At 41.0% G+C, this 12,408-nt stretch carries 10 protein-coding genes; 8 read left to right on the top strand and 2 right to left on the bottom strand.

Annotated features, from left to right (window positions below):
• The gene (gene atpG / locus ACT3CD_RS00540; RefSeq protein ID WP_444641905.1) at window positions 1-885 is read left to right on the top strand and encodes an ATP synthase F1 subunit gamma; all 885 of its coding nucleotides are present in this window, start codon (window positions 1-3) and stop codon (window positions 883-885) included.
• A gap of 188 nt (window positions 886-1,073) precedes the next feature.
• Here the strand turns inward: atpG and ACT3CD_RS00535 are convergent, their stop codons facing one another.
• On the bottom strand, window positions 1,074-2,276 hold the full coding sequence (locus tag ACT3CD_RS00535; RefSeq protein ID WP_444641903.1) for a homoserine dehydrogenase: 1,203 nt from the start codon (window positions 2,274-2,276) through the stop codon (window positions 1,074-1,076).
• 273 nt (window positions 2,277-2,549) lie between these two features.
• On the opposite strand from ACT3CD_RS00535, the gene ACT3CD_RS00530 reads away from it, so the two are divergent.
• From ACT3CD_RS00530 to ACT3CD_RS00515, 4 genes are all read left to right on the top strand, one after another.
• Window positions 2,550-2,942 (top strand): hypothetical protein, encoded by a 393-nt coding sequence (locus ACT3CD_RS00530; RefSeq protein WP_444641901.1) that lies wholly within the window; start codon window positions 2,550-2,552, stop codon window positions 2,940-2,942.
• A 201-nt stretch (window positions 2,943-3,143) separates the two neighbouring features.
• The gene (locus tag ACT3CD_RS00525) at window positions 3,144-3,728 is read left to right on the top strand and encodes an RNA polymerase sigma factor (RefSeq protein ID WP_444641899.1); all 585 of its coding nucleotides are present in this window, start codon (window positions 3,144-3,146) and stop codon (window positions 3,726-3,728) included.
• Window positions 3,709-4,137, top strand: a complete 429-nt coding sequence (locus tag ACT3CD_RS00520; RefSeq protein ID WP_444641897.1) for a hypothetical protein — start codon at window positions 3,709-3,711, stop codon at window positions 4,135-4,137. The genes ACT3CD_RS00525 and ACT3CD_RS00520 overlap by 20 nt, the downstream gene beginning before the upstream one ends.
• Before the next feature lie 12 nt (window positions 4,138-4,149).
• Window positions 4,150-4,698: a Spy/CpxP family protein refolding chaperone gene (locus tag ACT3CD_RS00515; protein WP_444641896.1), complete on the top strand. Its 549-nt coding sequence runs from the start codon at window positions 4,150-4,152 to the stop codon at window positions 4,696-4,698.
• Here ACT3CD_RS00515 and ACT3CD_RS00510 read toward each other — a convergent pair.
• Window positions 4,695-5,630: a hypothetical protein gene (locus tag ACT3CD_RS00510; protein ID WP_444641894.1), complete on the bottom strand. Its 936-nt coding sequence runs from the start codon at window positions 5,628-5,630 to the stop codon at window positions 4,695-4,697. The genes ACT3CD_RS00515 and ACT3CD_RS00510 overlap by 4 nt on opposite strands.
• A gap of 477 nt (window positions 5,631-6,107) precedes the next feature.
• Here ACT3CD_RS00510 and ACT3CD_RS00505 point away from each other — a divergent pair, with 477 nt between their 5' ends.
• From ACT3CD_RS00505 to ACT3CD_RS00495, 3 genes are read left to right on the top strand one after another with little or no spacing between them, the layout of a single operon-like run.
• A complete protein-coding gene (locus ACT3CD_RS00505; protein ID WP_444641892.1) occupies window positions 6,108-7,463 on the top strand; it encodes a TolC family protein in 1,356 nt (451 codons plus the stop codon).
• A 29-nt stretch (window positions 7,464-7,492) separates the two neighbouring features.
• A complete protein-coding gene (locus ACT3CD_RS00500) occupies window positions 7,493-8,629 on the top strand; it encodes an efflux RND transporter periplasmic adaptor subunit (protein WP_444641890.1) in 1,137 nt (378 codons plus the stop codon).
• Between the two features lie 43 nt (window positions 8,630-8,672).
• The gene (locus tag ACT3CD_RS00495; RefSeq protein WP_444641888.1) at window positions 8,673-12,083 is read left to right on the top strand and encodes an efflux RND transporter permease subunit; all 3,411 of its coding nucleotides are present in this window, start codon (window positions 8,673-8,675) and stop codon (window positions 12,081-12,083) included.
• Window positions 12,084-12,408: the final 325 nt, after the last annotated feature.

Here is a 12,408-nt window from a genome sequence, read left to right as displayed (position 1 = left end):
ATGGCTAATCTACGCGACATAAGAACACGGATTGGTTCAATAAAAACCACCCGACAGGTTACCAGTGCCATGAAAATGGTATCGGCAGCCCGCCTTAAAAAGGCTCAGGATAACATTTCGCACATCCGTCCTTACACCGGAAGAATGGCTGGCATCATGGCTCATCTGGCCGCTTCGCTCGACAAGCCCGTTGCATTCGATTATTCCATACCCAAAAAAAACGGTCAAACGCTTATATTGGTTATTGCTTCCAATCGCGGATTATGCGGCGGCTTTAATGCAAACGTTGTTAAAGCCGTGCAATCCCTAATTTATGGAGATTTAAAACAGGATTATAAATCGGGGAAAATATCAATCAGCATCCTTGGCCGACAAGCCGAAAAAATGTTTAAAAGCCGGAATATTCCAGTCGATGAAACACACCATGACCTGATACAAACCGCTTCGTTCAGCGAAATCTCAAACTTCGCAGACAAATTAATGCAGCAATTCAGTGAAGGTGTTTACTCAAAAGTAATCGTCGTATATAACGAATTTATTAATGCAGCCGTGCAATCGGTACAATCATACCAATATTTGCCATTCGAAATTGCCATTCCGGACGAAGCCCAACCGGAATCATCTTATTACATTTATGAGCCGGACCCATTGACCATTATTCATTCTCTGGTTCCTAATATGTTACATGCCATGCTGTTTCAAATAGTTCTGGAATCTCAGGCCTCAGAGCATGGTGCCCGCATGACCTCCATGCATAAAGCAACTGATAACGCTACCGACCTTATTAAAGAACTACAACTGGGCTATAACAAAGCACGTCAAACGGCCATCACCAATCAAATCGTGGAAATAACAGGCGGTGCAGAAGCTTTAAACAATGGCTAACATGCCGATAAAAACAATTTTGAGTCTGATTTATAAAATATAACTGCTGCGTTCCGTGATAATCTTTATAAACAACCACTATCCAAAAGAATAGACTAAAAATGGACCTTCTGCCACATTAGTTTTCTTGCATGGTCTGGCTATTACGGTGGATACCAAAAACTCCAATTTCGTCATAAAAAACTTTCTCAATAATTAAGAGATTTACCGGTAGCGGCTAAAAAGATGTCGGATGATTGCAATTCATTACGAATGCTTAACAAGTGACTTAAAGAAACAAATCCGATTTTATACGAATTGGTCGTGCTGGTGTACGCCTCTGAAATACGTTCAAATTTAATCAGCTTCAAAATATCCGGATTTTTGTACCTCAAATAAATTTCAATGGCTGCGTCTTTAAAATAGCTGTATCCACCAAAATAGGCTGCTTTTTTGTACTCATAACGATAATTGTGCATCAATGCAGTGATGTCAGACAACACCGCCGAACCAGTAGGATGCCCACCTGCTCCTTTACCAAACATAAACTGCTTATCGTATGCAAGTCCTTTAATTACAACCCCATTGTATTCGTCTTCAACACTGTAAATATATTTGTCGGGCGAAACCAACCGGGGCAAAACAAAAAGTGTAATTTTTTTGTCACGTAAACGTTCCACCTGTCCAACCAACTTAATCTTAAAACCTTTTTCGCGCGCATAGGTAATATCAAAATCAGAAATAGTTGAAATGCCATAATTCAACACCTCATCAGGGTTAATAATTACCCCAAAACTATGCATGGTGAGAATAATCAGCTTATAAAGCGAGTCAAACCCATCTACATCAAACGACGGATCGGCTTCAGCAAAACCTAAATCCTGAGCTTCTTTAAGCGCTTCCTTGTAATCACGATGATGATCGAACACCTGCGAAAGGATATAATTGGAAGAACCATTTAGGATCCCCGTAACCGAAAGCAACAAATCATTATCATAATACTCCTCCAGATTGCGTATCACGGGAATACTGCCACAAGCAGAAGCCTCATAAAGCAACGAGACGTTATTCTCTTTTTGAAGTTCAATGAGTTCAGCCATATTTTCGGCAATCATCTTTTTATTGGCTGACACCACATTTTTACCCTTCTGTAAGGCCTTTTTCACAATGGCATAGGCTTCACCGGCGTCGTTAATCAACTCAACAATAGTATTTATTTCCGGATCGTCCAACAAATCATCAGGATGATAAAAGAAAAGCTCATTGGGCAACCCTCTCTCCTTTTCCGACTTCACACATATTTTGACGATAGCCTGATCAAGTGCAGGTGTTTGACTGATGACGTCATACAAACCTCGTCCAACGACACCAAAACCAAATAATCCGATACGTATTTTATTTTCACTCCTCATAGCCGTAATTTTCTGTTGATTACCTATCCACAACCAACGTATTTTTCTACAAATATGGGAATAATCGAATTAAAAAAGACGACAAAAAAACGTTTCAATACCTCGCATCAAAAAACTTTTCTGATGAAACAGTATCTCGCAAAAAAAAAACGACCCATAAACGAATGTTTTTTTAATGTGGCGTGTCTAAAGAACAAAAAGGTTTAAGCAACATTACAAAGAGTTAACTCAAAAATTTGTAACAATGTCAATCATTTAAAAACAAAAGAAATTATGAAACAATTAGTATTAACATTGATGATGATGACAGGAGTTGTCATTTTTGGAACGCAGATTGCAGTGGCTCAGAACAGCCAACAAACAAAACAACAAAAAGAGACCAAAGTCTTAAACACAGACCGCCCGGGTTACACAGATGCCAACGCTGACGGAATTTGCGACAATTACGACGGGCAGCGTGCCGGGAAGGGTTTAGGTCCTGGTAACGGCGAAGGAAAAGGACGTTCCACAGGCAAAGGGTTGGGACAAGGCTCGGGCTTAAAAGATGGAAGTGGACGTATTAACGGCAAAGGACGGGGAGGTAACCGTACTGAAAAAGGGAATGGACAACGTTTGCGCGACGGCAGCGGCCCAAATTGTAATGCAGCAGTTCAACAAAAAAAATAAAGTAGTCCTTGCCCAAAAATTCAAGTGATAGATTAAGAAAACTCTATTATTGAAACTTTCGAATCTTGAAAATGTGAATTTATTATGATAAGAACCATTTTGAAGGCAAAGAAAGAATAGCGTTTTATTGCTGACATTAAGTAAGGTATCCGGTTTATTGCCGGATACCTTCATATATCAAAAACATGAAGTAAAAACCACATGCAGAACACCTATTCCGACAATCAGATCATCGATGAAATACGAAACGGTAACCGCGACGCTTTTGGGCTGTTGGTAAAAAAATACCAACAAAAAGTATTTCAGTCAAGCATGGGTTTTCTCCATGACGAAGACGAGGCAGCCGACCTAACGCAAGACATTTTCATAAAAGTATACCAGCAATTGGACAAATTCAAAGGTCAGTCGTCATTCTCAACATGGCTATTTCGCATTTGTGTCAATATGGGTACAAACCATCTTCGAAAACAAAAAATCAGACAATTTATTCGTCCCGAAAATGGTGCAATAATGATACATTCACAATCACCAAACAGAACCGACGGAGACCTGCTAAAGCTGGAACAAAAAAAAATTATCAGGCAAGCACTGCGAAAGTTAAAAGCTTCGCAACGCAAAGCAATAATACTAAGCCACTATCAGGAATTGACCAACGCCCAACTGGCCGAAGTCATGGGGCTTACCCTTAAAGCGGCTGAAAGTTTACTTTTCAGAGCCAGAACACGATTACAGGAAATATTAAAAAGAGAATTTAAAACCACAAGTGATGAATTGCCAACAATATAAAGCTGAACTCACAAGCGTAAAAACACTGGAAGAACTGTCAGATGCCGCTAAACAGCATCTCAGCAGTTGTTCTCAATGTAAAGCATTATCACAATCCTATAATCATTTTTTACAATTTGCTGACGCTGAAAAAAAAATAGAAGTATCACCATTCATTGCCACCCGAATAATGGCAGCCATTGAGACTGACAATGCAGAGCAAGTACCGGCCATCATCCCATGGTTAAGAGTTATAGCCGTTACGCTCACCATGACCATTGGCTTTACTTTTGCCTACCTCTCAGACAAACGTCAGACCGTTATGGCGGACTTATTGCTAACCGACTATTTTGATGTAGAAAATAATGCTTTTGAGATAGAAACAGCATGGTTTGAAGAGACGACGCAATCTGAAAACAACATTAATTAAATTACACATACTATGAACAAAAAAACAATCCTTTCAGTTGTGATCATTATTCTGGCACTTGTATTAGGATGGTCACTTTTCAAAGTTTATAAACTCAAACAACCATTTACGGAACCGGAAGATATCACAAGCTTTGAATCACAAGAAGGAGGTCAGCAACGCCTGGCAGAATTTATTGGTTTCGATGAAACACAAAAACAAGAATTTCAAATACTGGAAACAGCATACCGCCAAAACATTAAGACACTGCAGTTAAAACTGGAAGAAATTCAGTCTCTCATAATGCACGAATTACAATCAGAGCAACCCGATAGCACCACTTTGAATAATTTTGCCCTCCAAAGCGGCGCGATCCAGACCTCCATAAAACAACAAACCATCAATCACTTTCTGGCTGTCAAATCAATGTGTACACCCCAACAGCTCAAACAATTTACAATTTTGTTTTCTCGAATGGAACAAAGAGCCGGACGGAGACAAGGAGGCGGAGGTTTTGGTCCTGGAAAAAGAAAACAATTCAAACACGGTCAACGCTTTGTGTCCCCGGATTCAATTCGCTAAAACATCGGTTGCTCAAAAAGACGATTAGAAACGTGCGCCTTGCGACCGAAATAAAAACAGATATCAATAAAAGGCAAAACGCCCAGGGTTGAGGAAGCATACTTTCCAACAGAAAAAATATAACCACCGGAAACAGAAGCCCGTGAAGAGAATAAATACTCAACACGGGCTTCATGTTCAAACGCGTTGTATCGCATCTCACCCATCAAGTATTTCAAATTACCTCTTATAAACAAGGCATCGGTTAAATTGGCATCAGCTTGCAGTCGCATTGTAACCAGCAAACCATTTCCTGTTAATGCCGGATAACGACTACCCACTATATGCTCACGTATCTGAACCAGCTCATTCTTTTTGAACGATAACCCATAATCGGCAGCCACCGCTGCAGACAACACCAGATAAGGAGTTTTTGAATTACAATTCAACGCATTAAAAAAAGGCCTGCTAACCATTAATTCATTGCGAAGCGTTAAGGTAGGAGGTATCACGGTGGTTGAATCGACAACCGATTGAAAGGCACGCTTCTGAGCCCATTCAAGACCAGGAAAAGCCGAATAAATTCCATGCCTCGACGCCCACCACCATGTCTTTGCCTGCCATCCCTTTTTTAACATCACATTTGGAACCCAATAATCAGCTCCCAATAAACTCTGTAGCTCATAACCCGATCGAATGCCCAGACGCGATGGAGTGGCAACACTTAAATTCCCGTTACCCCGAGCCGTAATATAAGCCGTTCCGTCCGACCAGATAAAGTCATCGCGTTGCGTATTGCGTGACCCACCCATAGGCTGCAGTGGATTAAAAGAATTAGAATTTTGGCCCGCTTTCACTCGACGTTTCTCCAATTCGCGGGTTGCCTTTACCGCCTGGCTTTTCTTTTTAAACAAACGTAACTGGGCCTTGCTTTCACATGGAAACAAAACCATCGCTATAAAAAATAATATGAACCCGCTACGAAAAGACATCATGTAAGTGTAAAAACAAGACTACAATAAAAAGCTAGTGTTTGTCTATAAAGTCAAACACTTAGTTTATGGACAGTCACTAATTAGCGCACTCAAAAAAACTACTTCTGCGTTAGACCAATCGTCAAAATGATCATTTACCATATTAAACTCTGAGTTTTCCGATTTCGTAAGCCTTGAATTTGAACATTTCTTATCAAACACTTGAGCTTTCTCACTAATACGAATTATAAAAATAACGTATTTTTTTAACTATTCGTATAATCGTTTATTAATTAATGAAATACATATTAAATCTGTGTCACATTAAATCACCCGCGCTATTCGTTACTGACCTGCCAAAACAAACCACTCACCGAAATCCCGTTGAGGCTTTGCCCGCTCACAACTACTTTTACCTTACAATCAACTGTAACATCCAACCTGAAAGGAAAAAGTATGAGGTTAACATTTCTAATAATTAGTCTATCAATTCTATCTATTACCAGAGGGTTTGCCCAGTCAGAGGAACTTCCTCTGTCGTTGGAAGACGCCCTGAACTACGCGGAAAAACACGCTTATATGAATCGCAGCTCGGCGTATGAAATAGATGCGGCCCATAAAAAGATACGTGAAACCATTGCATCAGGTTTACCACAAGTTGATTTTTCAGGACGCTACAATCATTCCATGGACCTTACCAAAAGTTTATTACCGGTTGAATTTTTTCCCGAAGACAACTGGCCCGAAGGCGCCAAATCGGGTGACAAAATTGCCGTCGCCTTTGGGACAGCCTATGATGCCAATTATGGTATAAATGTAACACAGCTTATCTTCGATGGATCCTATTTTGTGGGTCTGCAGGCAGCCAAAGTTTATCTTGATCTGGCTGAGCAACAAAGCAAAAAAACCAACCTTGAAATAAAAAGCAGTGTGGCTCAGGCCTACTTCCTTGTACTAAGCGCTCACGAAAACCAAACCGCCTTTGAAGAACTACTTCAAATTAATGAAGAACTACTTTATGAAACCAAAGCCATGTACAACAATGGTTTTGTAGAAGCACTCGATGTTTCACAAATGGAATTACTGGTTAACGATGCCCGAAAACGCCTGAAGGAAGTTGAGAGAAATGAAAAAGTCACCCAGGCCGTTTTGAAGTTCACGTTGGGAATAAACAACGACATCGACATTTCATTAACCGACTCATTGTCATGGTTGTCTCAAAGAATAATCTCGGAGGGAATGCCAGCTGTTGAAATGGATGCCAACAATCACCCTGATTATCTTCTGGCCATGGCCAATGAAGAAAGCCAGCGACTACTTCTCAAAAATGAACAAGTACAGTATCTCCCAAAAATAAATGCGTTTTACAATTATCAAAAAGTGGGATACTCTGATGAATGGAATGTATTTAAGGAGGACTGGTACAAAACTCAATACATTGGTTTACAGATGTCATTGCCCATCTTTTCGTCAGGTATGAGACGTGCCAAAGTTCAACAACGCAAAATTGACTATCTGAAAAGCCAAACAGAAAAAGAAATGGCTGTTCATCAGCTCAACAACAGCTACCTGACAGCACAAGCAGACATGAAAAACAATAACGATCAGTACCTGTACAGCATCCAAAACAAAAATCTGGCTCTGGATATCCTCAATAAAACACGGATCAAATTCAGCCAGGGAGTTGTGTCAAGTTCGGAATTTGCACAGCAACAAAGCCAATATATTCAGGCCCAACTCAACTATGTTCAATCGGCCGTTAATCTCATGAATGCCCATATAGCATTACTAAAGGCTTCGGGACAACTATAGAATATTCAATCACTTATAACTCAACAAATATGAAACGATATTATTTAAGCCTTATAATAATTACCATCGCAGCCTTTACTTACAGTTGTAGCCAGAAAGCAGATGAGGACAAAAATAACAAAAAAGAGTTGTTAGGCGAATATCGCGTTCAGGCGAACCAATTACAACAAAAAATTGCGGTCCTTGAAAAAGAATTGGCAAATAGTTCTGCACAAGGGGCTATCAATGTTACCCTCTCGCCTCTGAAACCGGAAACATTTGAACACTTTATTGAAGTAATGGGATTGGTGCATTCCGACAAAAATTTGTTAATCAGTCCTGAAACAACCGGTAATATTGTTGAAATATTGATAAAAGAAGGAGATAAAGTAAAAAAAGGGCAAGTGTTGGCACGTTTGAATACAGATGCTTTAGATCGTTCTATTCAGGAAATGGAAGTGAACCTGGAATTGGTAAACACGCTCTATGAACGTCAGGCAAAACTGTGGGCTGATAATATTGGCAGTGAGGTGCAATACCTTCAGGCCAAGTCGAACAAAGAGACGTTGGAAAAACGTTTGGAAAGTCTCAAAGCACAAAAGAGCTTATCGGTCATCACATCGCCCATCAATGGTGTGATTGATGATTTAATGCAAAAACAGGGTGAAATGGCGTCATCTGTGCAGCCATTCGCACGTGTCGTTAATCTGGATCAGGTTTATGTAACAGGCGAGGTTGCCGAAGTCTATCTCAACAAAATAAAAAAAGGGGATCAGGTGCAAGTGCAATTTCCGGTGCTTGACTTAACGCGCCACGAACGCATCAGCCGTACCGCTTCTGTTCTCGATCCCGACAGTCGCACCTTCAGCCTTAGAATAGACATGAACAACAACAGCCATCAAATACTGCCCAATCTGATGGCGGTTATAAAACTCCGCACCTTCATAAAAAACGAAGCGTTAGTGGTGCCATCCATCCTTGTCAAAAAAGATTTTGACGGCGAATTTTTGTTTGTTGCCGAAACCAACAATAACGAACAAATGGTTGCCCGTAAGCGCTACATACAAACGAGCGTCAACGACAACAACCGCACGCTTATTGATTCAGGCCTGCAAGCCGGCGACCGCATTATCACAGAAGGCTTTGCCCAGGTATCCGATGGTTCATTGCTAAAAGTACAGCCTTAAACTTCGGTTTTTTATTTTTTATAAACCTGTTCAACCTTAAAAAATGGAACATATTAAAGATGGTGACATCAGTCACCGCCAGTTTAAGCCTACTTTTTGGGCACTGGCAAATAAAAATACCATCTACATACTTGTTGTCATCCTGCTACTGGGCGGGGTACTGACATACAGAGGCATGCAACGTGAACTGTTTCCTGAGATAGTGGTTCCCTACATCATGGTATCCACGCCTTATCCCGGTAACAGTCCGCCGGATATCGAAAACCTCATTACACGCCCTATCGAAAAAGAATTGAAAGGATTAAACGGCGTGAAACGTCTCACATCCGCATCATTCCAGGATATGAGTCTCATCCTGGTCGAATTTGAAGCAGACGAAGATGTGCAATCAGCGCTTCAGGATGTGAAAGATCAGGTTGACAAATCATTGAGTGAATTACCTGACGACTTAGACACCGATCCTATTGTTGAAGACATTGACTTCTCAGAATTTCCCATCTTAAACATCAATCTGTCTGGCGACTACAGCATTTATGAGTTAAAAAAAATGGCCGAAGATCTGCAGGATGATTTTGAGTCGTTGCGCGAAGTGCGCGAAGCAGATATTAAGGGGGTAGATGAACGTCAGATAAAAATTCATGCTGATCCGCTTAAGCTGGAAGCCTATAATTTATCATTCGCCGACATTGAATTGGCTGTAATGACTGAAAATGTAACTGTTGGTGCCGGCGAGATACTGGTTGATGGGACCCGACGCTCGTTGCGCACCGAGGCTAACTATGTTGACATAGACGAATTGGCATCAACCATTATCAAACATGAAAACGCAAAGATCGTCTATCTGCGGGATGTAGCCGAAATTATAGATGGATTTGAAGACAAAAGTTCCATTTCGCGTCTCAACAACCAGCCGGTAGTAACGGTCAGCATCGTAAAAAAAAGCGGTGAAAACCTGCTGGATGCCACCGACAAAATATTTGAGATTATAAAATCACGCCAAAAGAACCATCAACTACCACCCGACTTAAAGGTGACGGTTACCGACGATATGTCGGTATATATCCGCGACCAAATCAGCAACCTGGAAAACTCCATCATTTTGGGCATGATTCTGGTCATGGTTGTGCTGTACCTGTTTATGGGTGTACGTAATGCCATGTTTACCGGCATTGCCATTCCATTGTCCATGTTCATTTCATTTCTTATTCTTGGCGAACTGGGTTACACCATCAACACCATGGTTTTATTCAGTTTGCTACTTGCATTGGGAATGTTGGTAGACAATGCCATTGTTGTAGTCGAAAATTCATACAGGCTTCATGAAGAGGGGTATTCACGTCTTGAAGCAGTCAAAAAAGGAACCAGCGAAATCGCGATTCCAATTATCACATCAACAGCAACTACGCTGGCAGCATTTTTACCTCTCATCTTCTGGCCTGGCATCATGGGTGAATTCATGAAATTCCTACCCATAACACTCATCGTAGTGTTATCCTCATCGTTATTTGTAGCATTGGTCTTAAACCCTGTTTTTTCGGCCCGGTTCATGAAAATTGAAGATCCATCGAAACCGGTGCATCACAAAAGACTCTTCATTATAACAGGCAGTTTGGCATTGCTGGCCTTCATTTTTTATATAAATGGGAATATTCTGGCCGGAAATATACTCATCTTACCCTTGCTGATGAGTACACTAAACCTATTCGTGCTAAAGCCCGCTGCCAAAAAATTTCAAGGCCATATTTTGCCCTGGCTTGAAAGGAAATACGAAGCAACACTGCTTCTGGCACTGGGACGCAAAACCTCCAAATGGCTATTGGTATCGATGTTTGGACTCCTCGTTTTCTCTATTCTGTTTTTTGGCGCATCAAAACCCAATGTTATATTTTTCCCTGAAAGTGATCCAAAAACGGTATATATTACCATGGAACTACCTTTGGGAACCGATATAGACAAAACAGATATGGTTGCCATACAAGCCGAAAAAGTCATAAACAAAACGTTACTCCCATATAACGACATCGTTAAATCAGTGGGTGTAAATGTTGGAAACGGTAAAGGCGGTGCATTTGAGTCAAACAGAGCGCCACACAAAGCGTTATTTACAATTACTTTCGTAGAATTCATCGACAGGCAGGGCATCAGCACCTCAAAAATTATGTCGGAATTATCAACCGCATTTACCGTATTTACAGGGGCCAAATTCTTTGTGGAAAAAGAAGACGAAGGCCCGCCGGTAGGCAAACCTATCAATCTGGAAATTACCGGCGATCATTTTGCCCAGCTGGTAAAATTGACGACCGACATCAAAAAAACAATTGATGAACAACACATTCCGGGCATTGAAAATCTGGAAATGGACATCAACATCAACAAACCGGAGATGCGTATAGATATCGACCGCGATAAAGTGCGTCGCCTGGGCCTGTCCACCCAAATGGTTGCAGGCGCGTTACGAACTGCTCTTTACGGCAGCCGGGTCGACAAATTTAAAGATGGTGAAGACGAATACGATATTATCCTTCGGCTAGACGATAGCTATCGTAACAATGTCGCGTCGTTAATGAATATGAAATTGAAGGTTGAAAAAGACGGGATAGGTTATCACATACCCATCTCTTCGGTAGCAAAATTCACCTACGACACCACCTACGAAAACATTAAGAGAAAAAATAATTCCCGCATGATAACGCTCTACTCAAATGTTGTAGAGGGTTACAATGCCAATGTCATCAACGAGCAGATACGGCAAACCATGCGCAACTACAGCATGCCGGCAGGCTATAACTGGGAAATTACAGGCGAACAAGAAAATCAGAAAGAAACGTCGGATTTTCTGCTTACTGCGATGCTGATAGCTGTGGCACTGATAGCCCTGATTCTGGTCACACAATTCAATTCGGGCGCCAAACCCATCATCATCCTCACCACTGTTTTGCTGAGTACGATAGGCGTATTTTTAGGCATGGGTATTTTCCGGATGGATTTTGTCATACTTATGACGGGTGTAGGTATCGTCTCTCTGGCCGGAATCGTGGTTAACAATGGCATTGTGCTTATTGATTACATAGATATTAAGCGGAGCCAGATACGCGCCGACAAAGGACTGCCTGAAAAAGGCCGGCTATTATCGTCAGAAGATGAAAAAAAAGCTGTTATTACTGCCGGAAAGACGCGGCTACGCCCCGTGCTTTTAACTGCGATCACAACCATTCTTGGGTTAATCCCATTGGCAATAGGTCTGAACTTCGACTTTTATGGATTGTTTAATGAGCTGGATCCCAAAATGTATTTTGGGGGCGACAATGCTGCTTTTTGGGGACCTATGTCCAGCACCGTTATCTTTGGACTAACAACGTCAACTTTTCTGACTTTAATAATGGTTCCTGTAATGTATAACCTGGCGGTCAGAATTAGAAACCGATTCGTGAAAGAAAAAGAAGAATCAATTTAATAGCGACTAATCATACTTGCCAAAAGCACATATATAAAATAAGAAAGCTTCAAAAAAGAAGCTTTCTTATTTTAGTGCTTGCCAGAAAAGTCCAACTTCTGCGCTATGCTTGTACACTAAATAGTGTTTGTCTATAAAGTCAACTACTTCGTTATGCTTGTCATAAAAACAGTCATTTACGAAAAGTAAACGCCTTGATTTTTATGACGTCGCGAGCCTCGTATTTGAACTTTATATTTCAAACACTTAGTTTATGGACAGGCACTAAATAGGGTATCCTTATAAGGCGTATGGAACTTTCATAACCATTTTAAAGCGGGCGTAA

Origin of the sequence: Geofilum sp. OHC36d9 (assembly GCF_052400685.1) — a bacterium.
Taxonomy (GTDB): Bacteria; Bacteroidota; Bacteroidia; order Bacteroidales; family Marinilabiliaceae; genus CAZHHH01.
Note: the sequence above shows the minus strand (reverse complement) of the source record. Positions and strands in the feature narration are given on the sequence as shown.